Source organism: Solidesulfovibrio sp. (assembly GCF_029978005.1).
GTDB lineage: Bacteria > Desulfobacterota > Desulfovibrionia > Desulfovibrionales > Desulfovibrionaceae > Solidesulfovibrio.
Genome location: NZ_JARKOZ010000021.1, coordinates 15,745 through 41,490, shown reverse-complemented (window position 1 = coordinate 41,490; position 25,746 = coordinate 15,745). Strand labels below are relative to the sequence as shown.

The following is a 25,746-nucleotide window of genomic DNA, read 5'->3' as shown; positions in this document are numbered from 1 at the left end:
GCCCCGTTGCTAACGGCCGAGGAACGGCAGGGGCAGCAGGCGACGGTATAACGCCGCGTCCGTGGCGCTGTCGAGCCAGCGCTTGTCCGGGCCATCGGCCTGCTCGGCGACCAGGACCGCCGACACGCGGGCGAAGGGCGGCAGGGGCGTGACCGTCGAGGCCCGCACGCGGCGCGCCTCCATCGCCTTCCCTTCGATCAGGGCCAGGGTGAAAAATCCGTAGGGCTTCATGGCCGCGTCCGGGTTTTCGACGCGCAAAAAAGCCAGGCGTGACGGCGCGGCCAGGGCGCAGTTGAGGAAGGATCGGTCGCCGTCATGGCTGATGGAAACGGCCACGTCCGGGACCTTTTCCACCAGGGAGAAAAAAAGGATCGCGGCCAGGGCCAGGGCCTGGAGACACACGCCGGGCAGGGGCCGGCGGGCGCGCACGGCCAGGGCCTGACCCGCGGCGAAGACGCCGAGCACGGCGGCCACGGCCAGCCCCAGGCCCAGGGAGGCGTTAAGCGTCGCGCCCTCGTGGTCCAGGAAGTCGTACGGGAGCAGGTAGCCCAGGTGAAGGCCCGGCAGCAGGGCGAAGAGCCTGTCGTAGGGCACGGAATGATTGCGGCTGTCGAGAAAGGCGTCCGGCCAGCGCACGAACAGGCACAGCAGGCAAAACCCCAGCAGAAAGAAGGGCAGAGCCAGGAATTTTTCGCGCGTTCCCGGCTCGGCCAGCCAGCGGGCCAGGCCGAAGGCCATGAAGGGCATGGCCGCGGTCCAGTTGCGCGCGGCGTAGGCCTCGCTGCCGTTGGCCCAGAGCATGGTGCAGAAATAGGCGGCCAGCAGGGCCAGGACGATGCGGCTGGCCGGCTCGCCGTCGCGCCAGAGGAACCAGAGTCCGACCAGGGCCAGCAGCATGTGGGGGGCGTTGGGCAACAGTCCGTGGCGCATGTCCAGGAGGTTGACCACGACGCGGTCGGGCACGGCCAGGAGGCTGACGGGGAAGGCCGGATTGCCGCCGCCGATGGCCGCGCCGAAGAGACTGTAGTTGTAGAGGAGATAGAGCCCGCCCATGGCGGCGGCGAGGGCGGCCATGGCCGCCTGGCGCGGCCGGGACAGGCGGGAGCGCAGGCTCAAAAACACCACGGCGCAGGCGACCGCCGCTTCGAGGGAGAGCTTCACGTGCAGAAACGGCAGCAGGCACAGGCAGAAAACGGCCGGCAAGGCGTTTTCCGGGCGCTTGTGCCGGCCCGAGACGAAAAAGAGCAGCACCAAGGCGTTGGCGGAAAAAAGCAGAATTTCGGCGAAAAAAAGGCGCAGGTAGGCCACGACCGGCATGGCGAAGGCCGTGGCGGCCAGGGTGGTGACGGCCACGCCCCGGTCGAAGCGGCGCAGCAGGGCGCAATAAAGCAGGCACAGCCCGGCCGCGCCCACGGCGAAGGACAGCCAGCGCGCCCCGCCAAGGCCGGCCAGGTACAGGACCGGGGAGCCGAGGACGGGGTAGACCACCGAGTGGATGAGTCGGCCGGCGTGTCCGGCCGGGCTTTCGGCCAGGGGCGAGAAGACGCCGGACGTCGCCAGCATGTCCCGCCAGACGGCGTCGGAGGGATGGAAGCCCTGGCCGTGGAACAGTCCCAGGCCGTAGGCGGCGTAGCGGACCTCGTCGCCGGTAAAGGCCAGGTTGCCGACGAGCAGGGCGTGGACGGCCCACAGGGCGCAGAGCAGACAGCACAGGGGCAGGGCGGCGTCTGCGGCGCTTGGGCGCTGGGGGGCGTGGGGTCGGGGCTCCATCGGCGGCCTTGGTCGCGGGTTTTTCATGGGCCGCGGCAGGCGGAAAAGGCCGACCCGCGCGGCTGCGGCGCGGGCGCAAGGTGGCCCAGGCCGGCCGGCGTTGTCAATGGCGCGGCCGGTCGTCCCGGCGGGCGCGGAAAACCCAGGGATTCCCGGAATGAAGGTCTGGTGATTTTTTCTTGAAGATTCCGCTTTACAAATGTGGCGGAACGATTACATCTAAAATCAACGGCAACCTCGAAAGAGGCGAAACCCCAGCAGGAGGAACCGCCGCGACGAATGCCATCTCCCATACCCGGCGAAGCGAGTCGCCCCGGAAAATTGGCGAAAAACGACAAAAGTCGTAGCCAACAAGGCGAAAGGACTTTTCCGATCGCCAGAGGGACAGCGCGAGTGGTCCGGCCGCACAGGCCGGAAAGGACCGCAGCAAAGCCAAGTTGGGTGACAGGACCTGGATTCGACAACGCCAACGACAACCCAAGCCGGAGGTCGGGCCAATGGGCCAGAAACGTCCATATCCGGCGAAGCGAGTCGCCCTGATGTGACGGCCGGGAAGCCGGCCGCAAGCGCGGGGGCCCTTCCACCCCCGCCCGGAGCGAGGCGCCCTCCCCGGCGGGAACCGCCGGACGGCGCAAGAAGAACGGACAAGGAAACAGGACCCGGAAAACGCAAAAGGCACAACAGCCGGAGGACACTGCCAACGGGCAATGCACTTCCATATCCGGCGAATCGAGTCGCCTTGACCTGACGGCCGGACAGCCGGCCGCAAGCGCGGGAGCCCTTCCACTCCCGCCGGGAACGAAGCGCCGCCCGGGCGGAGATGCCCGGGGGACGGCGCGAAAAGAGCGAAAAGGGAAACTGGATCCGGAAAACGCGAAAGGAACACGAAGCCGGAGGACACTGCCAACGGGCATTGAACTTCCATATCCGGCGAGAAGAGTCGCCCTGAAAAAGGCGGCCGCCTGAGGGCCGCAAAGGCGAAAGGACTTCCCCGATCGCGGGTGAGGCGGCCGGAAAAGCGCCGAAACGGCGCAGGACCGCTTCATCGAGGGCAGAGGTTCAGGATTCCGGAAACCTCCGAAAGCGCAACGAGCCGGAAACGGCGAAAAGAAATACTTGAAGCAAGCACCTTCCCCGGCGAGACGACTCGCCGCGCGGACGAGGAACCGGAGGTTCTCTCCGGGACCAGCCGGGCGGGGGCAACCGCACCTTCGCCGGCGACAGGGCTAGGACCGGCCGCAATGACCGCAATCGTCCCACGCCCGTGACGGAAGGGCAACGGTAGCAAGGTAACGAAACGCGCAACATGACCGATACGACCTCGCCTGGCCCGAACAAAGGACCGGGCGAGGTTTTTTATTCACGAAACCTGAGATGGAGGACCACAGGCATCATGAGCAGCCAGATCAAGACAGCCCTGCTTCTCGGACTGTTGACCGCGCTCATTCTCATCGTCGGACAGGCCATGGGCGGACGGCAGGGACTCGTCATCGCCTTCGCCATGGCCCTGGTCATGAATCTCGGCAGCTACTGGTTTTCGGACAAGATCGTGCTGTCCATGTACAGCGCGCGGGAGCTCTCCCCGGCCGACGCCCCGGGGCTGCACGCCATGGTGGAGGAGCTGGCCAGAAACGGCGGCATTCCCAAGCCCCGCGTCATGATCGTGCCCCAGGAGGCCCCCAACGCCTTCGCCACGGGCCGCAACCCCGAACACGGGGTGGTGTGCGTCACCGAGGGCATCATGCGCCTGCTCTCTCCCGAGGAGCTGCGCGGCGTGCTGGCCCACGAACTCGGGCACATAAAAAACCGCGACATCCTGGTGCAGTCCATAGCGGCCGTGCTCGGCGGAGCCGTGGTCATGATGGCCAACATGCTGCAGTGGGGCGCCATCTTCGGCATGGGCCGCAGCAACGACGAAGAGGGCGGCGGCTCCGGGGTCCTCGGCGGCCTGCTCATGGCCATCCTGGCCCCCATCGCCGCGAGCCTCATTCAGATGGCCATCTCGCGATCCCGCGAATACCTGGCCGACGCCACCGGGGCGCAGCTTTCCGGCACCCCCCTGGCCCTGGCCGGGGCGCTGGGCAAGCTCGACGACTACGCCCACCGCATTCCCATGAACGCCAACCCGGCCACGGACAACATGTTCATCGTCAACCCCTTCGCCGGCATGTCCATGGCCTCGCTCTTCTCCACCCACCCGCCCACCGAGGAGCGCATCCGCCGCCTGCGCGAGATGGCCGGCCGGTAAAAAAACGCGGCAGGGAGAATGGGAGGGGAATGCCTTCGGCGGCCAGGGGGCCTCGGCCCCGCGAAAGCCATGGCGATTCCTCACCGGCTTCCCGCGACAAGGGAGGGCGCGCAGCGCCCGCGACGGTCCCGGGATGGGGCCGCCAGGCAGTCCCTTCACCGATAGAGAAGCCCGGGGCGCCGGGAAACCGCGCGCCCCGGGCTTTCCGTTTGGCGAAACCGCGTTCGTCTCCGGCGTCCCGGCGATCGGCCGCGTTCCCGGTGGTCTGTCGTCGCGTCACGGGTCGTCCGGCCCACGGTCCGCGCCGCTCCACGACCGCGCCGCCCGGCAGGCCGCGTTATCCCGCAGGTCCGTCGCCAAGAAGGCCGCGCCGCCCACCGGGCCGCCCGTCGGCAGGCCGCGCCCCCTGGCCGGTCGGCCGCCGGCAGGCCGTAACGCTTCGAGCTGCTGCTCCGCCGCCCCGAGGTGCGACGGCCTAGGCCGGCTGCCTGGCGTCCCTGGCCCAGGTCTGGTTGCTCTTGCGCACCTTCTTGAGCACGCCTTGCCAGGTATGGCGGGTCAGGGCCGACGCCTCCATGACGTCCAGCATCTTGCGGTAAAACGGCAGGGGGATGGAAAAGAGCATTTCGTCGGTCTTCAGAAACTTGCGGGCCGAAAGGTCGAAGCCGCCGAGCACGGCGCGCTCCTCGCCGCGCTGCTGGTAAACCAGCGGCCAGGCCACCATGCTGCCGCAGGCGGCGCTGAAGGGGGAGACCACGGCCAGATGGCTGCCGGCCGCGTAGCAGGTAAGGGAGTGCAGGCCGTTTATGACCTCGGGCCGGGCGAAAAAGACGATCACCAGGGGCTCCTCGCCCGGGGCGAAGGCCTCCAGCGGCTTGAACACGCAGTATTTGCCCGTGGCCGGCGGCGGGGCGCAGTCCTCCAGGAAGGCGCGCATGGTCTGCGGGGAGGGCAGGTAGTGCTCGCCGTCGAAAGGGGTTCCGGGAATGCCCGTGGAGACGTAGTGGGCGATGGTCTCCATGTAGGGGGCGTAAAGGCCGGTGTAATAGCCGCCCCCCATGCAGCCGCAGGCCTCGTGGCTGATCCAGGCCGCCTTGCGCTTGTTGCGGGCCAGCCACACCTTCCCCATGACGCAGGCGAACGTGTCGCCGAAGGCGCGTCCCCAGTCGATCTCCCCGGCGGCCTCCCGCTCCCGGCTGAAGAGCTCCCCGGGCTTGGGGCCGAAGCCGTCCTCGGGCTTGGCGTCGGAGTAATAAACGCCCATGGGGCCTTCCTCATGTTCCAAAAGCTCCAGCAGGCGCAGCGTTTTTTTCTGCACGGTCTCCATCGGGTTTCTCCTTTGCATCGGTGTAGCGGCTTCCTTCGGGCGCGGCGCACGGTCGCCCCACAGCGAAACGCGTCGGCGACTCAGGTGTCGATCCCGAGCAGGGTGTCCTTGACCGTGGCCAGCACGCGCAGGCAGACGTCGCGGTCCTGCGGGCGCACGTCGGCCAGCGCCGCGTCGAGGACTTCCCGGGTCACGGCCCGGCTGCCTTCCTTGATCGCCTGCGCCTTGTCCGTGGTGGAGACGATCTTGCGCCGCGAATCGCCGGGGTCCGGCCGGCGGCGGATCAGGCCCTTGCGCTCCATGCCGGCCAGGACGCGGCTCATGCTGGACTTGTCCACGCAGGCGGCCTGGGCCAGTTCCTCCTGGGAGAGGCCGTCGCGGTTCCAGAGCTGGATCAGGACGCCCCACTGCTCGGCCGTGAGGTCGATGCCCGCTCGGACCATTTTCCGGCGCAGCGCGGCGCACAGCAGGCGGTTGGTGGTGATGGTCATGAAGCCAAGGGACTGCTCGGGGTCGAAAAAGAGGTCGCGCATGGGATAGATGTAACTACAACTGTTGATGTTGTCAACTGAAACGGCAGGGACGGGCTGTGCGAGACCAGGGCGTCGCCGGCGTTCGAAGTGACGGGCGTTGCGCGACCCCGTCTAGCCGCTGTCGCGACGGCGACGGGCCGGCCGCATCGGCGGTCCCGGCGGAGAAGACAGGGCCGGCCGGCCGCACCCGCCGCGAGAGGTCGGTCTGTCTTGGCCGCGGGCTCGGCAGGCCAAACGAAGGAGGGGCTTCGGACCGGAAGCGGCCGGCAAGGGCGGTGGTCGCGTCATGCCAGCGTCAAATGGCCGGCAAACCCCGGAAACGACGAAGCCCCCGCGACGGCGTCGCGGGGGCTTTTGCGTAGCGGGTTTGGAGTCTAGCGGGCCACGTCCTGGGCGAATTCGTCGATCCAGTAGATGCGGTCCGCCCGGCATTGCAGGTCGGTGGACACGCCGTTTTTGAAGACCAGCAGCTCGAAGCGCTTGTTTTTCTCCGTGAGGTACTCCACGGCGTCGAGCAGGTCGCTGTCGCCGGAGGAGAGGATCAGCGTGTCGTAGTTTTCGATGTGTGTCAGCGCCAGGGTGGCCAGGCCCACATCCACGCCCTTTTGCTGTTCGCGGCTCAGGCGGTGCTTGTGGTCGTTGGGGCAGGTGACCGGCACCTTGCGGCGGCACTGTTCGCAGTAAAGGTCGGTGATCTCGCTCGAGCGCAGTTCGTAGAGCTTGGTGATGATTTTCGGGCCGAGCGGCGGAGCGCTGCGCATCCAGTTGTAGAAGGCGACTTGGGCGTCAGGCGTGGGATTCGGCACGGAATTGAGATAATACGCTCTCCAAAGAGGACCTTCGCTTTCCAGTTTGTTTCTCAGTTTGACGTAATCGATGCTGTAATCTCGATTATAAATAGATTGTCCACGATACATGTAGCCGGCGTCGATCAGCCAGAGTTTGCGGTCCATCATAGGCATTCCTTTTTTCGCTTGTTTCTTCTCGTTGCGATTTTGGGAGCGTTGCGACAGGCGCTCGATACGAGCTCTGCTCGTTACTATACAACAAATCAGACTGCGCGAAAGGGAAATTTTGTGCGGAGATTACTCTTTTTTTTCAGTGCATTAACGATCTTTCGCAAAGGGTGGCAGAGCGCATGCCCGTCGCGGGGGAAGTGGGGTCGAAGTCCCGTGTCCAGGTTCGGGAGAGGCCGTGAAGTCGTCGGGTCGCCCGGTCGGGGAGCCGAACCGATCCCCGGCGACGGGCATCGGTTCGGAACCCGGGCTTGCCTGACCGAAGAAAGAGGCTGCGCGGGCGCGGCGAGAGGGAACGGGGAATCAGGCTTTGCGCATGGTCACCCACACGCCGTAGGCGTCCTTGGTCACGGCGGCCTCGCCGATGCCGGCCTCGGCCAGGACGCGGGGCAGGTAGCCCTCGGCCTTCCAGTCGTTGCGCGCGTCCTTGGCCCCGTCGCCGGTCCATTTGGGCCGCATGGCGCGCACCTCCTCGATGGGCTGGTAGCGGCTAAAGCCGCAGCCCACCATGCCCGCCCCGCCCGGGGCCAGCACGCGGTAAAGCTCGGCGAAGGCGACCACGTGGTCGTCCCAGAAAGGCACCGAACCCCGGCTGATGAGCAGGTCCACGGATGCGGTCTCCAGGGGGATGGCCGTCACGTCGGCCTCGAGGAACCGGAAGCGGTCCCCGGGCAGGCCGTGGAGGGCGACGTTTTCCCGGGCCAGGTCCAGCACCTCGGGCTTGGCGTCGAGGCCGATCATGGACAGGGGCGTGATCTTGGCCAGCTCGATGATGACCGCGGCGCTGCCCGTGCCCACGTCCAGGCACACGCCTTCGGAAACGCCCAGGTCCTCCACGATCTGGCGGGCCAGCAGCGGGTACATGGCGGCGAAGCGGTGGTTGGCGTCGTAGACGTAGAATTCCCGGTCGAAGGTCGATTCGCTCATGACAACTCCTTGATCTTGGAACTTCCGGAGAAGGCGGGTCAGGGCGCGGCGGGCCTTTCGCCGCGCAGCAGGGCGGCGGCCGCTTCGTCTGTCAGCTCGACCTGCAGGAAAAGTTTGTAGAACTCCTTGGTTTCCTTGACCATGTCGTAGGGGAAAACCTCGGGATAAAGGGCGCTGGCCAGCCATTTGAGGCACAACAGCCGCATGAACGAGGGCGGCCGGTCGAACCAGCCGAAGGGCGCGTCCGGCAGAAGCAGCACCCGGCCGGCCTTGACCGCCGGGATCTCGCTCCAGGCCGGCGAGGACAGGATCATGTCGCGGCACTTGGCGTCCTGGGCCAGGATGACCTGCGGCGCGTAGCCGACCACGGTCTCGATGCTCACCCGGTCCATGCCGTAGCGCTCGGTCTGCGGCCTGGCGTGGACGTTGACGCCGCCGGCCAGGGTCAGGACCAGGGTGTGGAAGGAGTCCGCGCCGTCGGTGTAGAGCCCGTCCCCGCCCTCGGCGTAGTAGACGGTCGGGCGCTTGTCCTGGGGGATGGCCGCCAGCCCCCGGCGCACCTGTTCCAGGGCGTCGTCGGCCCAGGCGGCGAGCTTCTCGGCCCGCTCCCGGCGGTGAAGCGCCGCGCCGAGCAGGCGCAGGGCGGCCGGATACTGCCCGGGTGTCTCGCTTTGGATGGTCAGGACCGGGATGCGGTGTTCCTTGAAAAAAGCGTTTATGGCCTCGTGTGGCTTGGCCATGGAGCCGCTGACCGCGAGCTGGGGTTTGGCCGACAGAATGGCTTCCTTGTTCGGAGTCTCGTTTCTGCCGAAAAAGCCGCCGAGCACGGGCAGGTCTTGGGCGCATGGCGGCAGGTAGCCGGCCGTGGGCGGGTAGGGCGGATAGTTCCAGCCGGCCAGCAGGCAGGGATCGATGGCGTAGACGAGCAGGGCGTCGGGCGGGGACAGGGCGTAGACGCGCGTCGGCGCGCCTGGCAGGGCGACCTTGCGGCCGGCCATGTCGGTGAGGGTCCGGCTTTCGGCCCGGCCGGGGACGCCCAGGGCGGCGAGCAGGGCCAGGAACAGGGCGAGGCGGACGACGGACTGGCGCATGGGCGTTTCCTTGGTCGAGGCGTGCTCCGGCGGCCTGGCCGCGCGGGATGCCGGAAAGGATAGCGCGATCCAAGGAGGCCGGGCAATGGGACAGTGGTTTCCTTTGTTCTGTTATTCCGGGAGGATGAAAGCACATTTTCAGGGCGTGGCTGTCACGGAAAGTCCGAAATGCGGGCGTTCGATGCCGTGGGGACCCAGCGGCAAGCCTTGTCGATGATCATGGGTGGAGGTGCAAGGGTTGGGAAAGATCAAGGTGTTGAGAAAGGAGGGGTGAGTATTGTGGAGAAATTTGAGTTGTTCAGTACAGAAGGAATGAACGTTGAAAAGACTCCCTATACGGATCGTCTGAGATATTCCGAGAGGCTGCTCCGCCATTATTTCATATTATATAGGTATTGAATGACATGATATGTTCAGTATCTGTTTTTCATGGTTGTCAAGTATGATATATTTCATTCATGGCATGGTTTCAGCAAACGCCGTGTCCGTGCCATGCCAGGAAGCAAAGATCTAGTTCGCTGAATTGATTGACTATCAAAAAGGAAAACGGCTTTGCTGTCAGTATGACCATTTTGTAATCTTTCTCCCCGGGGACAGCCAAGACCCCGCATCGGCAACGCGCCCTTGGCTGGCAATGCAACACGCGTGAGGGAGAAAGCATGAAAAGACTGTTCGTCCTGGCAATGGCCTTCGTCGGAATCCTTGGGCTGGCCACCGCGGCCGCCGCCGCCACGGAAGTGCGCATGGTGGGCGACGCCCTGGTATACGGCGTCTATTACTCCAATCGCAATTTCACGGGCTGGAACGCAGCCACCTGGACCTCGGCCGGTTCTCCGGCCTACAAGGGCGCGGGGACCAAGACCGAGGAGAGCTTCCAGATCTGGGAGCGTTTCCGCGTGCGCACGGACTTCATCGCCAGCGAGGCCGTGAAGTTTCGCCTGGCGCTCAAGGTGGAGGACACCTGGGGCCACGGCACGTTCACCGCCGCCAACCCGAGCGCGGCGGTCATGCCCTACCAGGCCTTCCTGCAGTTCAAGGTCCCGGGCTGCCAGGCCACGGCCACGGCCGGCCTGCAACGGGTGGACCTGCCCCACAGCAAGCTCTTCTACGCTTCGCCGGTCTTCGGCGACAACATGGCGGCCCTGGTGGTCAAGTCCCCGCTCTACGACAAGACGCTCTCGGTCGTGGCCGGCTTCGGGCGGCTCATCGACACCAACCGCACCTTCGACCCGACCACCACGCAAGTCGCGGACGAGCTCGACGCCTACTTCCTGGCCCTGCCCGTGACCGTGGACGGCTTTGCGGCCACGCCCTGGGCCGCCGTGGCCGTGGCCGGCCGCAACGCCAACTACTACACCAACAAGAGTTCCCAGTACGGTTCGTCCTATTATGTCGACAACCTGGCGTCGGCCGGGACGCTCCTGGCCCCGGCCCTGTGGGAAAACGACCAGAACGCCTTCTGGTGGGCCGGCGGCGCTTTCGAGGTCAGCGCCCTGGATCCGGTCAAGTTCTACGCCGACGTGATCTACGGGGCCGGCGCGCAAAGCGACCGCAAGAAGAACCGCCGGGAAGGCTGGTTTCTCGACTTCGGCGCGGAATATACGGGCTGGGACGTGCTCACGCCCAAGGTCTTCGGCTGGTGGTCCACCGGGGAGGACAAGTCCACCATGAACGGCTCCGAGCGCATGCCCATGGTGCGGCCCAACTGGGGTGCGGGCAACGGCTTCCTGTTCGACGACAGCCAGGAACTGGTCAAGGATTCCAACGTGGGCATGAGCCCGGTGGGCTCCTGGGGCCTCGGGGCGAGCCTGGACAACATGAGCTTCGTGGAGAGGCTGACCCACCGTCTCACGGTCGCCTACGTGGGCGGCACCAACTCGGCCCGGGCCATCCGCTCGCTCAACGACGTCCTGGGCAGCAATCCCTACTTCCAGATGGGCCGCGACCTGACCGTCGACGAGCACGTCATCGGCGTCAACTTCGATACGAAATACATGATCTACCAAAACTTGGCCGCGGTGGTGGAGACAGGCTGGGCTCACGGCGAGTTCCAGCAGAGCGTCTGGGGGCATCGCCTGGTCAGCCGGTCCCGTGACGGGGACACCTGGAAGGCCGCCTTCGGCTTGTCCTACAAGTTCTAGCTCCGCTGCCCCGCCAGGGCGGGGCATTTCGCGCGGGGCCCGCCGCGGCCGCGTCCCTGGGCTGGGGACGCGGCCGCGTTCGTCTTGGCTGTGCCCGGCTCGGGCGCGCCGCACGAAAAAAGGCCGGGACTGTAGTCCCGGCCTTTGCTGGTCGAGGTCGACGACGATCCTTTCACGACACCCCAGTGCCGCGCATGCGCGGGGCGCACGTGGTCAGGTTCGCCAGCCGATGTTAGTAGGGTCTACCAGCGGCCGCCGCCGCCGCCGTAACCGCCGCCGCCGCCACGACGGCCACCGCCGCCGCCGCCGCTGGAGCGGGGTTTTTCCTGGGCCTCGTTGACCTTCAGGGTGCGTCCGCCCAGCTCCTTGCCGTCCAGAGCCTGGATGGCGGCGTTGGCGCCTGCGTCATCCATCTCCACGAAGCCGAAGCCGCGCAGACGGCCGGTTTCCCGGTCGGTGATGAGGTTGACGCTGATCACTTCGCCGTAGGGGGCGAAATGGTCGCGGACGTCGTCTTCCGTGGAGGAGAAGGACAGGTTGCCAACATAAAGTTTCTTCGACATGTACTGTAGCTCCGGTCTTGGCATGGTCTTTATCGGCGGGTTGGGGGATCGACTTCCATCAGGTCCAAGCGGCGAAAATAAAGCATGCGCGTTGATGATAATGTCTTATTTTACACGGACGGGATACAAACACAACCAATATGTGCTGGCCGGCAGAGAATTTTTTACTGAAATCCCCGGGCGGCGATCCCGGCATCGTCTCAGCCGAGCAGGCCGTAGCCCACGGTCACGGCCAGGACGCTCGCCGCCCGCAGGGCCTGGTTGTGCACGATGAGCCGCACGGCGTTTTTGGGCGAGAAGATGCCGGCGTAATACGGGAACTGGTGGCGGAAGGCCCGCATGGGCGTGGACAGGATGTTGCCGATCAAAAGCGCCAGCACCACCTGCCGGGTGTTCAGGTCGCCGGCCCCGAGCATGGCTCCGGCCGCGGCCAGGCCGGCGGTGAATTCCGCCACCACCTGGAACATGACGATGCTCACGGCCTGCGGCGTCATGAAGGACAGGAAGGAGAGGTGCTGGGAAAGCCACTTCTCCATGACGTCGAAGGCCCCGAGCACGGCCAGATAGTGGATGCCTATGTAGATGGGAACGGTGAAAAGCACCATGGAGCGGATGCGGCGCTTGAAGCGCGTAAGCGCCTTGGTCACGGCCTTCTTCCAGGAAAACCCGTCCTCCTTGAGGTGGCAGACCACGCAACCCTCGGGCAGGGGCGGCAGAAGCATGCGGCCGTAGCACAGGATGGCGGCGGTGCGCAGCAGGGCGGCGAGCAGGGTGAGACCGACGTAGACGAGGGAAGGCCGCGGGCCGAGGAAGGGCACGGTGATGAAGAACATCTGCGGCAGGTGCAGGAAATAGGTGGGCAGGCTGTTGAAGAGGTTGGCCAGGACGAGTTCCCTGTCCGTGAGCTTGCCGGCGGCGTAGGCCTCGGCAAGGAGCGAGTTGGCGGCCAGCCCCGAGAAGAAGGCCATGGAGAAGCTCGCGCCGACCACGTCCTTGAGATGCCCCAGGCGGATGACGGGGGCGGCCAGCCTGGCCAGGAAACGGGTCCAGTTGAGGGCCTCGATGAGGTTGGCCACGAGCAGGCCCAGGGCCAGGGAAGCGAGCAGGCGGAGCAGGGGCCACAACAGGGAGTGCCAGAGGTGCGCGATGTCCATGGTGGCGCAGCTATAGTCAGGCCCCCGGGGTTTGGGAAGCCCGGGAGCGAGGTTTTTTTTGCGGTTTTTAAAAAAGAAATTGACAGGACGGCGGCAAGGGCATAAATGCATTCTTCCCGTGTGGGCCGTTAACTCAGACGGTAGAGTATCTGCCTTTTAAGCAGAGAGTCGCTGGTTCGAGCCCAGCACGGCCCACCAGCAGCGTCCGTCCCCATCGTCTAGTGGCCTAGGACGGCGGCCTCTCACGCCGCTAACAGGGGTTCAAATCCCCTTGGGGACGCCAAGTAAATCAGGGAGTCGCGAACTCCCACCCTTAGATTGGCCCGTCGGAGACGGCGGGTGGATATGGAGGCAGCCGGTTAGACCCGACTGCCTCTTTTGTTTTGAACGGGATCACCTTCCCTGGTCCTCTTCTTCCCATGACCCCTTCCAGGGCGTCCCGCGTCTGTTCGAGGCCGAGGCCGCAGTGTCGGGTCGTGGTCTGTGCGGACTCGTTCACAACCACGCTGACCGTTCGCTAAAGGGCGGATGAGGCATCACCGGTCCGCTCCATTGCCGCGCCGACATAATTCGCGATCTCACGGGCAAACGGGTCGAAGAACTGGAATCTGTCAAAGTCGATCGTTGTGGAAAGGCGCGTCAGACGAAGCAGGTCGCCGCCATCTTCCGCTTCATGAGGCCAGATGCCTGCAAAAAGGTATCCCGCCTTTTCGGCTTGTTCACAAAGCAGGGAGGTTTCCGGCTGCATTAAGGGAAGGTCGAGGCATACCAGATCCGCTCCGGCGATTTCGATCAGGTCGATGGTGGCGCGCAGGATCTCCCGCCACTGTCGGCTGTCGGCATCCTGGACCGATATCATGCCCTTGTTGTCCATCTTGTTGAAGGAAACCGCATAACGCCCAGGCATGCCGCGCCGCCCTGGTTCGCCCGGGATCAAAGGCCGTCGAAGGTTCGCGTAGATGCGCTCGATGATTTCCCTGTGCCTGGCTGGGACATGAACGGAGGCAGGGGGTGGATCGACGAGATACTTGAAACAGTGCAGGAACGTTTCACGTTGTGGCGGCATGTCCTCAAGCCCCAATCCCTTGAAACCGAATGGGGAAATGGTGGCCAAATCCAGCCCGCAGGGATGCGCGCCGAACTTCGCCACCTCCCGCTGGCTGATGGCATGGCTTGTGACGGCCCCGAACGACAGCCCGAACAGGTTCATTTCGTGGGCCTTGGCAGCCAGGACGTCGGTCAACGCTGCTTGCAGCCCGCGCCCACGATGGGAGGGCGATACAGCCAGCGCGACCATTTCAGCCATGGCCGCCTGGCCGGAACGCAGCATCCCGGCGTGTCCCGTCACCTCGCCATTTTCCGCAACAGCCACATAGCTGACGAGTTTTCCGTCCCGCACCAGTTCGAGCAAGCCTTCAGGCCGGTAAAACTGCTCGAAACGGTAGGTGTATCCATAGACCAGCCAGAACATCCGCGAGACAGGCAAGGCGTCGTCCGGTTGCAACGGCCGTATCGCGTACCGTTGCATGGGGGCCCGTGGCATTTCCATCGGCTGGGGGGGCGGGGCTTGGATGGCGCCGCTACCGGGCAGACGCTTGACCAGGCGGAGCTCCTTCCCGTGTTTCCCCTGATTGATCCAGCGCACCGCATCAACCGCGTGGTGGATAAGCTTGAGTCCCAACCCGAGGCCTTCCGTTGACTCCGGGGCAGTTTCAAGCGCCGTCTTTTCAAATTGGGTGGGATCGAACGGCAAGCCTTCGTCACCAAAGGAAAGTCTGAGTTCGTCAGCGGCAATTTCGCCATGCACAAAGACGCCACCATCGGTGCCGTCAGGATAGGCGTGCTCGCGAATGTTCAAGAAAGCCTCTTCTGTCGCCAGCTCAAGCGCGAGTATGTCTCGCCCGGATAATCCTCCAATCTCTGCCAATATCCTTACGCTGTCTTGAAGCAGGGGCAGAAACCGACTGTCCGTTGTAACATGCAGTTTCGTCTTGAGGGAGGGGGTCATCCTGACCTTCCAAATCGGATGGGCGTTATTTGGGTGCTCGCATTGGAACCATCGTGCAAGAAACGAGGGTAAACTTATTGAATGGTGCCATTAAATTCAAGCCCTTCAGTAGCTGCGCAGGTCTTTGCTGGGGTGCGTGCCTTGTGCATATCCCTCCCCCTGACAAGAGGTCAAATCGACCGGCGTCTTGTGCCACAGGGAGGAGCTTACGCCCTTTCGAGCTTGGCCCCTCCGATTGTCCATCCAACAACGCATCCAGTCCTGTGGAAGCCGCACTCCCTCACCCCGGCCTTTTTGCACAGTCGCTCCATCAAGTGTTGCCGGTTGGTGAACGGCCGACCGAAGTATTGCTTGCAAAACGACGTGTCGTCGAGGTCCCTTCGGACGTTGCGGGGGGCCTCGCTTCTGCGCGGCGGCCGGACGTCGCCAAGCCCTGGCGCGGGTGGGGCGTCAGCCGGCGAGGAGCCGATCGGCGATGGTCAGCGGGATGCGCTCCCCCTGGGGGTGCACCCGCAGGATGACGAAATTGCCGGGACGGGCCTTGGCCGCGATGTGCGGCCCTCGATGACCAGTCCGCTGGTTTGGCCCGGGATGAGCCGACGGTTGCGCAGGATCGTGTCGGTCATGGAAAGCGTGCTCCTTGGCGATAGCGGGAAGCCTTCCCGCGAGGGGCCGTCAGCGCGGCCTGCGCCTGGCGGCGAGCCTGTTGAGCCCGGCGATGAAGCCGTCCGGGTCGTCCACTTCGCGAAGCGTCAGGAGCCTGCCGAGGCTTAAGCCGTAGTCTCCGGAGCAGGAGTAGGGCGAAACCCCCTTGGCGATGCAGTAGGCCACGACGCCGGGGATGTTCAAGATGGCTTCGGCCGGGGTATGCCTGGTGATCATCGCAAGCCTCCTCGTGCTTCGCGCGCCGGGCGGCCGTGCGAACACGGCCGCCCTTGGGGGGGGGCGATCAGTACAGGCCGATCTTGTCCTCGGACAGGCTGATGAAGATGTTTTTGCTTTGGGTGTAGTGGTCGAGCATCATGCGGTGGTTTTCGCGGCCGATGCCGGACTTCTTGTAGCCGCCGAAGGGGGCGTGGGCGGGCAGGATGTTGTAGGTGTTGACCCACATGCGCCCGGTCTCCACGGCCCGGGCCACGCGCAGCGCCCGGTTGATGTCCTTGGTCCAGACCGCGCCGCCGAGGCCGTATTCGTTGTCGTTGGCCTGGGCCACGACCTCGTCCTCGTCCTTGAACTTGATGGCGCACACCACCGGCCCGAAGATCTCCTCCCGGGCCACGCGCATGTCGTTGGTCACGTCGGTGAGCAGCGTGGGCCGCATGAACGCGCCCTTGCCGAGCTTGCCGTTGAGGCGTTCGCCGCCCACGGCCACCTTGGCTCCCTCGTCCTTGCCCACCTGGACGTAGGCCAGGATCTTCTCCAACTGGCGTTCGTTGATCTGGGATCCCATTTGCGTGTCCGCCTCCCAGGGCAGGCCGACCTTGATGGCGGAGAAGGCCTTGACCGCCTCTTCCACGAAGGCGTCGTAGATGTCTTCGTGGATGAAGGCCCGGGAGCCGGCGCAGCAGACCTGTCCTTGGTTGAGCAGGATGCCGAGCTGCAGGCCCTCGATGGCTTTTTCCCAGGGGGCGTCCGGGAAGAAGATGTTGGCCGACTTGCCGCCGAGTTCCAGCGTGCCGGGGATGAGTCGCTTGGCCGCGGATTCGGCCACGGTGTAGCCGATCTCGGTGGAGCCGGTGAAGGCCAGTTTGGTGAAGCCGCCGTGCTCCAGCATGGCGTTGCCGGAAAGCGAGCCCTTGCCGGTGATGACGTTGACCACGCCGGCCGGCAGCACTTGCGCCATGAGCTTGGTCAGCTCGAGAAGCGACAGCGGCGTCTCGATGGAGGGCTTTATGACGACGCAGTTGCCCGAGGCCAGGGCCGGCGAGATCTTCCAGGCGGCCATGAGCAGGGGGAAGTTCCAGGGAATGATCTGGCCGACCACGCCGATGGGCTCGCGCAGGATGATGCTCATGGTCTGGTCGTCGATCATGGCCGCCCGGCCTTCCTCGGTGCGCACCACCGAGGCGAAGTAGCGGAAGTGGTCCGAGGACAGGGGCACGTCGATGTTCCTGGTCTCGCGCAGGGGCTTGCCGTTGTCGCAGGTCTCGACCATGGCCAGGTGCTCGGCGTTGGCGTCGATGAGGTCCGCGATCCTGTTGAGGATGGCGGCGCGCTCTTGGGGGCTGGTCCTCTTCCAGGCCGGGAAGGCCGCCCAGGCGGCGTCCACGGCCATGTCCACGTCGGAGCCGCAGGCGTTGGCGCAGGTGGCCAGGACCTCGCCAGTGGCGGGGTTGGTCGTGGTGAAGGTCTTGCCGCAGCTGCTGCCGACCCATCTCCCGTCGATGAAGAGCTTGTAGGACTCGTCGAGGCGCGGTTTCATGCGGATGCTCCTTTGCGGTTTGGGCGGCGCGGGCAAAAACGAAGCCCCACCGCCGATGCGGTGCCAAGGGACGGCGGCCGGGGCGCGAAGGCCGCCGCCGCGCGGACCGGAGAGCCCCGGCGTCAGGCGACGCCGGGGAAGGGGATCGGGGGATCGGGGCCGGGCGGCCGGCGTCGCGGCCGTCCCGCCGGGGCGTGCGGCAAGACCATGCGTTCCTCCTCCTTGGGCAAGGCGTCCCCTATCGGCTCGCCTGCCTGGTTCCGGCCGGAGCCCAGGCGGGTCGGACGCCGGATGGACCTATGTTAAGAAAAGCAACTATCGATCCAAATAATGAAAGTGTGTAATTCAGGAGTGTTGGGAGAAAGACCTCGAGCGGGAAGCCGGCAGGTCGGGCAGGAGGGAACCGGGAGAGCCCACCAAGGGGCATGGCCTGGGTCGTTTTTGCTATGTCTAATCAGGCATAACAAAAGGTTAGAGCCTTGCGAAAAATTTACCCCTCTCCAAGCTGTTTTGGGTCAAAAGTCACCACGTATGTGGAACAATTTGCAAGAGGAAATAGAGGCATGTTCTGTTGTTTCAGATTTTAATTAATTTATTCAGCATATTACAGAAAGGCGGAATTCGGCCGTTGCCGGCGGGCGCGAGGGGGGCGACGCCTCGCCGTGGCCTGCCGCGCCGTGGCATCGAGGGCGGCGACCATGGCGCGTTGCCCGCCCGGGCGAAGGCGCTGCCCTGCCGGGCAGGGCAGCGCCCGCAGCCGGCTCAGTCCCGCATGCTCTTGATGAGCTCGTTGAGCTCGCCGACCATCCTGGACAGGTTGGCCACGGCCTGGGCCGACTGGACCATGCTGTCCGCCGTCTGCGAGGCGATGGCGCTGGCTTCCTCGGCCGAGCGGGCGATCTGCTCGCTGGCCGCGGACTGCTCCTCGGCCGCGGCGGCGATGGAGAGGATCTCCGCCGCGCTTTGGCCGGAGATGCGCACGATCTCCCCAAGGACCTGGCCGGATTCGGTGGACAGCGCGCCGGTGCGCGACACCAGCGCGCCGGACTCGGCCATCTGGTCCAGGGCCTTGGCGATGGAGGCCTGGATGTCCGCGATGTTGGTCCCCACGTCCTGGGTCGCGCCCATGGTCTTTTCCGCGAGCTTTCGCACCTCGTCGGCCACGACCGCGAAGCCCCGGCCGGCGTCGCCGGCCCGGGCCGCCTCGATGGCGGCGTTAAGCGCCAGCAGGTTGGTCTGGTCGGCGATGTCCTCGATGATCTGCAGGATGGAGCCGATGCCCACGGCCTTGCGGCTTAAGTGCTCGATCTGCTGCTTCATGACCTCGGAGTGGGTCTCGACCTGCCGACAGGCCTGGGTGGAGTGGCCGACGGCCTGTTCGCCCGTGCCGGCCTTTTCCCTGGCCTCGCCGGCGTTTCGGGCGGCATTGCCCGCGTTTTGGGCCACGTCGCCGATGGAGGCCTTGAGGTTCACGATGGCCAGGGCGGCCTCGCTCAGGCGCTCCTTCTGGTTTTCGGCCCCACGGCTCGCCTCTTCCACCTGGGCCGAGAGCTGTTCCGCGGCCACGGACAGACGCAGGGAAATGGTCTCGGCCACTTCCGCCGCCTTGGCCATGGCGTCCCGCTGGGCCTCGATCCGGCTTTTCTGGCCGAGCACCTCGGTCAGGTCCACCAGGGTGACGATGACCCCGAGGCGTCGGCCGTCGAGGTCGCGGATGGGCGCGGCGTCGAGGGAGACGACCAGGGATCGGCCGTCGTGCAGGAGCAGCTGGGTTTCCAGGGATTCGACGGTCTTGTCCTCCTCGGCGGCCAGGACGTCCGCCAGGGCCGCGCCGCCCTGGCCGCCGAAGAGTTGTCCCGCCTGCAGGCCCAGAAACGCCTCGGGCTGGCCGGCCCGCCCCAGGACCCGCAGCATCTGGCGGTTGACGAAAAGCAGCTCGCCGGCCGTGCCCACGACGCAGGCCGGCATGGCGAAGCCGCGCAGCACGCCGTCGGCGAAGCCCAGGCGCAGCTTGAGCTCGTGGGTCATTTTCCGGATGTTCTCGGCCAGTTCGCGCAACTCGAAGCGGAAGCGGCCGTCCAGGGCGGCGTTGTAGTCCCCGCCGGCCACGGCGGCGCTGAAGGCCATGATCGAGCGCAGGGGCGCGAGCACCCCCCAGCGCACCAAGCACAGGATGGCGGCCATGAGCGCGACGTAGGCGGCCAGGCCGATGGCCAGCAGCACCGTGCGCTGCCGCACGGCCAGGGCCGCCAGCTCGTCCTCCTCGGCCGTGATGCAGATGATCCAGCCGTTTCGGGCCACATTGTCGTAGACCTGCACCTTGTCGTGACCCTCGAAGGCGTAGCGATAGACGCCCTGCCTTTTGGCGAAGGCCTCCTGCACGTTGGCCTTGTCGCTGCGGTCGTCGAGCATGAGCTTGGCCTGGGGGTGGGCGATGAGCCGCTTGTGGGCGTCGAAGAGGAAGGCGTAGCCCGACTGCCCGACCTTGATCGGCGAGATGTACCTGGCCCGGAAGCGGTCCCAGTCGATGCCCGCCAGCACCGCGCCGAGGACTCGGCCCGAGGCCGGGTCGCGCACCGGCGCGGCCAGGGCCAGGACGTAGTCCTCGGTGAGGGGGGAGCGCTCCACCTCTTCGCCGAGGCAGTCCCGCCCGGCCAGGGCCTCCTTGAGGCAGCCGGCCCCGGGCAGGCCCTTGCCCGCCGCGGCCTTGCCCTTGACGGCGACGGCCACGGGCGCTCCCGCGGCGTCGAGGACGACCAGGGAGTCCAGACCGGGGTGGACCTTGAACTGGCCGGCCACGAAGGCGTCCAGGTCGGCGGGCTTGCCCGACAGGGCGGCCACGACCCGGTCCTCCATGGCCAGGGACCTGGTCAGGGCCAGGTTGGCGTCTAGGAGTTCGTTGATGTTCTCGATGACGTTGCGGCAGGAGCCGGCCATGTTTTGGGTCTGGACGGCGACCATGTCTTCATAGGAAGTGTGGGAGACGTAGAGGACCAGGGAGAGGACGGCCGCGATCAAAACGAGGCTCAACAGCAGGGTCATGACGCTGTTGATGCTGCGCAGCAACGGCTTTTTCATGCTTCCTCCGGGCGTTGCGGTGCAAGGGACGCAGGCGGGCCGATCTTCCGTTTCCGATGCGCCGCGCCGTGTCTTGCAGGCAAGAAACGGCGCGGGCATGCCGCTGCGGCCACTCCACGGCGTCCAGCCGTTTAGCAACTCCTGTTCCATGCCTCCCCGGCGGCGGCGATTCGCGGCCGTCCGGCGGAAGGGCCCGCACTCCCGAACTGCGCCCCTGCTTCCTCCCGGCGTGTTCGTTCCCCTTGCCCGGCCGGCGGCCGTCGTCTCGGCCGGAGCCTTGCGGCCGCCCCGGGACGGGGTTTGCGCGCGGCCAATGGAAACATTGTGCCCAATATTGGTTCTTGCGCCGTCCCCGACCCGGACGAAGCGGCTCCAGCCAGGGCTGCGCGCCGGCCTCTCCCCCGTGGGGCGGCGGCCCAATAGTGGTCCGCCTGCCCAATAGTCGTTTCCATACGGGCTCAGGCGGTTGGGCTGTTTTTGGAATAATGTTTTATTTCAGTAAGTTGCCAGCAGATATCGAAAGGCATGCCTGTTGCTAAGGGGGAGGCGCGCCGAGGCGTCGGCGTGTTCCCTGGGGTCGCCGGGGAATGTGAGAGAAGAGGAGGCGGGACGACGGGGCCTGCGGCAAGGCCGCGCGTCGGCCCGGGCGGGCTGCGTCCCCCACTACGAAAGCGCTTGACGGACACACGCCCCACGACCGTGCGACCGTAGGCACCCAGGGCCCCGCTTGGACGGAAGCGGGGCCCTTCTTTTTGGCCGAGGACAGGAAGGCGGGCGCTAGACGCCGCTCAGGGACCCCGCCAGCAGGGCCGCGCCGGAGAAGAAGAGCAGCACGAGGACCAGCCGCCGGAAAAGGCATTCGCTTATCCGCTCGCAGACCCGCACCCCGATCCAGGCCGAAACCAGCACCGCCGGCAGCATCAGGCCGAAGGCCTCGAAGGTGGGCCGGGTGAGCTTGCCGGCCACGGCGTAGCCGAGGAAGGTGACGATCTGGATGGCCAGGATGTAGGACTGGACCACGGAGCGCTGCACGTCCTTGTCCCAGCCCCGCACCATGCACCACAAAACGGGCGCGGGGCCGTTGAGCCCGGCCAGCCCGCCCATGACCCCGCCGACGAAGCCGGCCGCGCCGTCGGCCAGCCCGCCGCCGAAACGGACGCCCGCCCGGGTCCGGGCCAGCAGCAGGTAGGCGCTGTAGGCCACGAGCACCACGCCCACCGCCGCCTTGAAGACCCGGATGTCCATGACCCCGAGCAGCATGACCCCGCAAGGCACCCCGGCCACGCCGCCGACCAGGAACGGCCGCAGGCGGGGCCAGTCCAGGCGGCCCCAGATGGCCGAAAGCGAGGTGGCCTGGGTGACGATGGAGCCGAAGACGACCATGGGGCCAAGCAGCAGCGGGTCGAGCCGCCAGGCCCAGAAGGAAAGGGCCACCAGCCCGAAGGCGAAGCCCGAGACCCCGGACACGAACGCGCCGGCCAGGGAGCCGGCGAGGATGGCCAATACGGCGCCGAGACTCATGAAGACCTCACGAAGCGTCGCCGGACCGCGACAGGACGCACACCCCGGCCTCGGCCTCCAGGGCGCGCAGGCGCGCGACCAGGGCCTGGGGCAGCTCCACCCCCTCCCGGGCCGCCCGCTTGGCCCGGGCATGGCCCCGTTCTCCGGGCAGGCGCACGTCTGGACCGGCACCCCGCATGTCGGCCACGAGCCGGTCCACCTCGGCCAGGAACCGCTCCCTGCCGCAGAAAAAGGCCGGGTCCAGGGCCAGAAACAGGAAGCCGGCGGTGCAGGGCGTTTCGGCGTCGAGGGTGCCCTTGACCCGAAGCCCCGTGGCCGCGCCGGAAAGCGCGCCGCTGAGGATGTCCACCATGAGCGCCAGGCCCGTGCCCTTGAAGCCGAAGGCTCCGCCAAGGGGCAGCAGGAAGCCCGCCAGGGCCTCGTCGGGGTCGGTGGTCATGCCGCCGTCCGGGCCGGCGGCGATGTCCGGGGGCAGCGGCTCGCTTCGCAGCTTGTGGGACAGGAGGAGTCCTCGGGCCGCGGCCGTGGTGGCCATGTCCAGGCTGAGGGGGACGCCGCCCGGCTCGCCGGTCGGGCAGGAAAAGGAGATGGGGTTGGTGCCCAGCACTTTGCTTTGCCCGCCGAAGGGGCCGGCCGCGGGCTGGGTGTTGCAAAGGACCAGGCCCACCAGGCCCTCGGCCGCGGCCATGTCCGCGTAATAGCCGCCGAAGCCGAAGTGGGACATGCCCGAAGCCGAGGCCAGGCACAGCCCGTCGGTCTTGGCCCAGGAAACGACCGCGTTCATGGTCAGCCGGGCGGCGTAGGGCCCGGGGGCCTGCCTGCCGTTTACGCGCAGGCAGCAGCGGGAGGCGAAGTCGATGGACGGCTCGGCCGCCGGGACGATGGCTCCGGAGACGATGCCGGCCACGATCCTGGGCAGGCGCAGCAGGCCGTGGGAGGAAAAGCCGCGGGCTTCGGCCGCGACCAGGACGTCCATGACCGAGGCCGCGGCCACGGACGGGACGCCGTGGGCCGTAAGCACGGCTTGGCCGGCTTCGGACAGCAGGCGCAGGGGGTAGGGCATGGGTGATTCCTTTAGGATTTCCGCCGGGGCCGTTCGGGGCCGGCGGGCGTTGGACAGGCCGGGACGCCGGCGAGGCCGGCCCGGCTTAAAAGGCGCAGCCGGAGACGGATGGCGTTGATGCGCTGCTCGTAGGCGCTCGCGCCCGGCAGGGGGCGGCCGGTAAAGGGCGGGGCCTGGCCGCGCGAAAAGGTGAGCCGGGCCAGGCCGATGTCCACGAAGCCGCTGATCTCCTCGGAGGAAAGCAGGCTGGCGTCGTGCAGGGACAGGTCGCAGGCCAGGCGACGCCGAAGCGTGGCCAGGCGGTGGCGCTCCTGGCCCGAGGTCGCGCCGTCGCTCGAGGGCAGGGCGATGGACAGCCCGGCCACTGCGGTGTCGCAGACGAAGCGTTCGGCATAGTCGTAGTAGAGGCAGTGGCCGTGGTCGTCCCGGCCGAAGTCGCCGAACGCGCCGATCTCTCCCCAGACCCGGCAGGCGGTGCCGGCGGCCAGACGCACCGCCTCGGCGGTCAGGGAGACGTTGCGTTCGAAAGGCAGGGCCGAGCCGTCGAAGTCGATGGCGGCGCAGCCGAGGTCCAGGGAGTTCGCGACCCCGCCCAGGTCGCGGACTCCCGTGTACACGACCGTCGCCGGCACTGCGGCCTGGCGCGCCAGCTCGAACACGATCCGGCGCACGGCGGGCAGGGGAGGGCGTCCGGCCTGGTCCGGGCCCAGGCACAGGGCCACGGGCGTCCCTTCGGCCTCGGCCGCGGCGACCACCAGTTCGGCCGACAGCGGCGAATCCACGCAGAATCCCCCCAGGCACCGGCCTTGTCCGGGCCAGGGGTCGCCCGGCATTCCGTCATTGCGACCGCTCATTGCTGCTTCCTCCCTGTCCCGGGGCCATGGCCCCGTTCGCCGGCCCGTGGCGCGTTCCCGACATCCGTTCAGACGAATTTCGCGGGCGCCATCCTGGAATAGTCATATTCCTATAAAGATATGCATCCTTTCAGGGGCCGCCGCGCTGGCCGGAATAATCCCGAAGCGTCAATCCGTGTTTGCGCAGCCTGTACTGGAGGGTGGACTTGGGCATGCCGAGGACGGCGGCGGCTCCTTGCTTGCCGCTGAGCCGCCCCTTGGTCAGGGTCAGGACCTTGATCAGGTGGGCCCGCTCGACCTCGGCCATGGTGAGGGGCCCGGTCGAGGACGGAACCTCGTGCTGCTTGACGTTGAGCAGGGGCTCCAGGTTGCGGCGGGTCACGTTCCTGCCGCTGTAGATGATGATCATGCGATTGAGGATGTTGCGCAGCTCCCGGACGTTGCCGGGCCAGGGGTGGCGGCGCAAAAGCGCCAGCACCTCGGCCGAGAGGATGGGCGGGGCGCGGTGCAGCGCCCGGGACTGGGCCTCGACGAGGCGGCGCACCAGGGGCACGATCTCCTCGGCGCGTTCGCGAAGCGGCGGAATGTTGAAGGAAACGGTGTTGAGCCGGTAGTACAGGTCGGAGCGGAAATGCCTGGTCTGGATGGCCTGTTCCAGCTCGCTGTTAGTGGCGGCCAGGACCCGGAAGTCCACCTTGAGGGACTGGCTCTCGCCCACGCGCTCGAAGCGCCGGTCCTGGAGCACGTGCAGCAGCTTGGCTTGCAGCTGCATGGGCAGCTCGCCGATCTCGTCGAGGAACAGGGTGCCGCCGTTCGCCATCTCGAAGCGGCCCACGCGCTTGGCGTTGGCCCCGGTGAAGGCCCCCTTGGCGTGGCCGAAGAGCTCGCTTTCGAACAGGCTCGGCGACAGGGCCGGGCAGTTGACCTTGACGAACATGGCGTTGCGGCGGCGGCTGCGGTGGTGGATGTAGCGGGCGATGTAGTCCTTGCCCGTGCCCGTCTCGCCGGTGAGCAGCACGCTGACGTCGCTGTCGGCCACGATGTCCACCTGGCGCATGATCTCGCTCATGACCGGGCTCGAGTAGTAGAAATTGTCCGGGTCGTACTGCGGGTCCACGTCGCGCAGCAGGTAGTCGCGCTGCTGCTCCAGGTCGGCGTTGAGGGCCACCAGCCGCGAATGGGAGAGCATGTTGTCCACGGCCAGGGCGACCTGGCCCGAAAGCTCGGTCAGAAAGCCGGCCAGCTCCGCGAGGTTGTCCGGCTTTTTCCGGAAGGAGAAGTTGATGGAGCCCACGGGCGCGTTTCGCACGATGAGGGGAAAGGCCATGGTGGCGGTCAGGCCCTCGGCCATCATCTGGCGGATGGTGTGCCAGTGCCTGTATTCGGCCATGTCCGGAATGAGCAGCGGCCGCAGGGTGGTGATGACCGAGCGGGCCACCGGCCCCTTGTCGATGGAGCGCGAGCTGCCGTCCATGCTCTTGACGGAGATGCCGTCGGCGGCGGCGAACCAGTTGAGCACGTTGTTTTCCGGATCGTAGATGCTGATGCTGAACCGGTCGTAGTCGACGATGCGCCGCAATTCCCGGGTCAGCCCCCAAAAAAGCTTCTCTCTGGTGTTCTGGTTGACGATGGAATTGTTGACGTCGAGCAGGAGCTTGTAGCGGGTCTCCGAGTCCCAGGTCGCTTTCTTCGGCTCGATGTCCAGGAGTTCTTGCGCGCCGTCGCCGCTTGAAGAGATGCCTTTGTGCGCCATGGATTTCCCCGGCAGAAATTCACAATCATATCTTCTTTAAAAATCCCTACACGGCAAGATCATTAGAGGCAACTCGCCCGGGGGCGCGTCCCGTCCGCGCCGGCGCGTCCCTTCTGGTTTTGCGTCCAACCTTTGCACGATCCGTGCCCCGGCCTCCGGGCCGGGCCCCGCCGCTTGCCGGGAAGCCGATCCCCGCCTGCGGGGCCGAAAAAAAAGAGCGGACCCCGGCGTAAAAAAAGACCTTTCCCGGCCTTTCCCCCGGCCGCGCCGACGCTGT

Annotated in this window: 18 protein-coding genes, 2 tRNA genes and 1 pseudogene; 4 read left to right on the top strand and 17 right to left on the bottom strand. The window is 66.4% G+C overall.

All coding sequences use genetic code 11. From position 1 onward, the window contains the following. Positions 1-9: 9 nt before the first annotated feature. Positions 10-1,770: a hypothetical protein gene (locus Q1K70_RS02320; RefSeq protein WP_300155193.1), complete on the bottom strand. Its 1,761-nt coding sequence runs from the start codon at positions 1,768-1,770 to the stop codon at positions 10-12. Positions 1,771-3,163: 1,393 nt separating this feature from the next. Between Q1K70_RS02320 and Q1K70_RS02315 the strand changes: the two genes are divergently transcribed. After that, the gene (locus Q1K70_RS02315; RefSeq protein WP_300155190.1) at positions 3,164-4,018 is read left to right on the top strand and encodes a zinc metalloprotease HtpX; all 855 of its coding nucleotides are present in this window, start codon (positions 3,164-3,166) and stop codon (positions 4,016-4,018) included. 475 nt (positions 4,019-4,493) lie between these two features. Here Q1K70_RS02315 and Q1K70_RS02310 read toward each other — a convergent pair whose 3' ends face one another. The 5 genes from Q1K70_RS02310 to Q1K70_RS02290 form a co-directional block, all read right to left on the bottom strand. Beyond that, entirely contained in the window at positions 4,494-5,345 is an 852-nt protein-coding gene (locus Q1K70_RS02310) for a DUF169 domain-containing protein (protein WP_300155187.1), read from the bottom strand. 80 nt (positions 5,346-5,425) lie between these two features. Then, a complete protein-coding gene (locus Q1K70_RS02305; RefSeq protein ID WP_300155184.1) occupies positions 5,426-5,878 on the bottom strand; it encodes a MarR family transcriptional regulator in 453 nt (150 codons plus the stop codon). Positions 5,879-6,252: 374 nt separating this feature from the next. Further along, positions 6,253-6,834 carry an NYN domain-containing protein gene (locus Q1K70_RS02300; RefSeq protein ID WP_300155182.1) on the bottom strand — a complete coding sequence of 194 codons (582 nt, stop codon included), beginning with the start codon at positions 6,832-6,834 and terminating at the stop codon, positions 6,253-6,255. A 363-nt stretch (positions 6,835-7,197) separates the two neighbouring features. Next, positions 7,198-7,821 (bottom strand): class I SAM-dependent methyltransferase, encoded by a 624-nt coding sequence (locus Q1K70_RS02295; protein ID WP_300155180.1) that lies wholly within the window; start codon positions 7,819-7,821, stop codon positions 7,198-7,200. A gap of 38 nt (positions 7,822-7,859) precedes the next feature. Next, positions 7,860-8,912, bottom strand: a complete 1,053-nt coding sequence (locus Q1K70_RS02290; protein ID WP_300155177.1) for an ABC transporter substrate-binding protein — start codon at positions 8,910-8,912, stop codon at positions 7,860-7,862. Between the two features lie 659 nt (positions 8,913-9,571). Between Q1K70_RS02290 and Q1K70_RS02285 the strand changes: the two genes are divergently transcribed. Then, a complete protein-coding gene (locus tag Q1K70_RS02285) occupies positions 9,572-11,053 on the top strand; it encodes an outer membrane homotrimeric porin (RefSeq protein WP_300155174.1) in 1,482 nt (493 codons plus the stop codon). 242 nt (positions 11,054-11,295) lie between these two features. Here the strand turns inward: Q1K70_RS02285 and Q1K70_RS02280 are convergent, their stop codons facing one another. Next, complete coding sequence (locus Q1K70_RS02280) at positions 11,296-11,616, bottom strand: RNA-binding protein (protein ID WP_300155171.1); 321 nt, start codon at positions 11,614-11,616, stop codon at positions 11,296-11,298. A 200-nt stretch (positions 11,617-11,816) separates the two neighbouring features. Next, positions 11,817-12,770 (bottom strand): hypothetical protein, encoded by a 954-nt coding sequence (locus tag Q1K70_RS02275; protein WP_300155167.1) that lies wholly within the window; start codon positions 12,768-12,770, stop codon positions 11,817-11,819. Between the two features lie 122 nt (positions 12,771-12,892). On the opposite strand from Q1K70_RS02275, the gene Q1K70_RS02270 reads away from it, so the two are divergent. After that, positions 12,893-12,968: transfer RNA gene (locus Q1K70_RS02270), tRNA-Lys, on the top strand. A gap of 9 nt (positions 12,969-12,977) precedes the next feature. After that, positions 12,978-13,053 (top strand) — tRNA-Glu (locus Q1K70_RS02265). A gap of 234 nt (positions 13,054-13,287) precedes the next feature. Here Q1K70_RS02265 and Q1K70_RS02260 read toward each other — a convergent pair. The 9 genes and pseudogenes from Q1K70_RS02260 to Q1K70_RS02220 form a co-directional block, all read right to left on the bottom strand. Further along, entirely contained in the window at positions 13,288-14,778 is a 1,491-nt protein-coding gene (locus tag Q1K70_RS02260; RefSeq protein ID WP_300155164.1) for a GNAT family N-acetyltransferase, read from the bottom strand. Positions 14,779-15,246: 468 nt separating this feature from the next. Next, a pseudogene (locus Q1K70_RS02255) lies at positions 15,247-15,404 on the bottom strand (sulfide/dihydroorotate dehydrogenase-like FAD/NAD-binding protein); the annotation flags it as partial. A gap of 49 nt (positions 15,405-15,453) precedes the next feature. After that, entirely contained in the window at positions 15,454-15,660 is a 207-nt protein-coding gene (locus Q1K70_RS02250; protein WP_300155161.1) for a hypothetical protein, read from the bottom strand. A 67-nt stretch (positions 15,661-15,727) separates the two neighbouring features. Then, entirely contained in the window at positions 15,728-17,200 is a 1,473-nt protein-coding gene (locus Q1K70_RS02245; protein WP_300155158.1) for an aldehyde dehydrogenase family protein, read from the bottom strand. Positions 17,201-17,962: 762 nt separating this feature from the next. Next, positions 17,963-20,278 carry a methyl-accepting chemotaxis protein gene (locus tag Q1K70_RS02240; RefSeq protein ID WP_300155155.1) on the bottom strand — a complete coding sequence of 772 codons (2,316 nt, stop codon included), beginning with the start codon at positions 20,276-20,278 and terminating at the stop codon, positions 17,963-17,965. Between the two features lie 777 nt (positions 20,279-21,055). Further along, complete coding sequence (locus Q1K70_RS02235) at positions 21,056-21,799, bottom strand: sulfite exporter TauE/SafE family protein (protein WP_300155152.1); 744 nt, start codon at positions 21,797-21,799, stop codon at positions 21,056-21,058. A gap of 7 nt (positions 21,800-21,806) precedes the next feature. Further along, positions 21,807-22,862: an Ldh family oxidoreductase gene (locus Q1K70_RS02230; protein ID WP_300155149.1), complete on the bottom strand. Its 1,056-nt coding sequence runs from the start codon at positions 22,860-22,862 to the stop codon at positions 21,807-21,809. Positions 22,863-22,873: 11 nt separating this feature from the next. Beyond that, positions 22,874-23,716: a class II fructose-bisphosphate aldolase gene (locus Q1K70_RS02225; protein WP_300155146.1), complete on the bottom strand. Its 843-nt coding sequence runs from the start codon at positions 23,714-23,716 to the stop codon at positions 22,874-22,876. 130 nt (positions 23,717-23,846) lie between these two features. Continuing rightward, positions 23,847-25,469 carry a sigma 54-interacting transcriptional regulator gene (locus Q1K70_RS02220; protein WP_300155143.1) on the bottom strand — a complete coding sequence of 541 codons (1,623 nt, stop codon included), beginning with the start codon at positions 25,467-25,469 and terminating at the stop codon, positions 23,847-23,849. Positions 25,470-25,746: the final 277 nt, after the last annotated feature.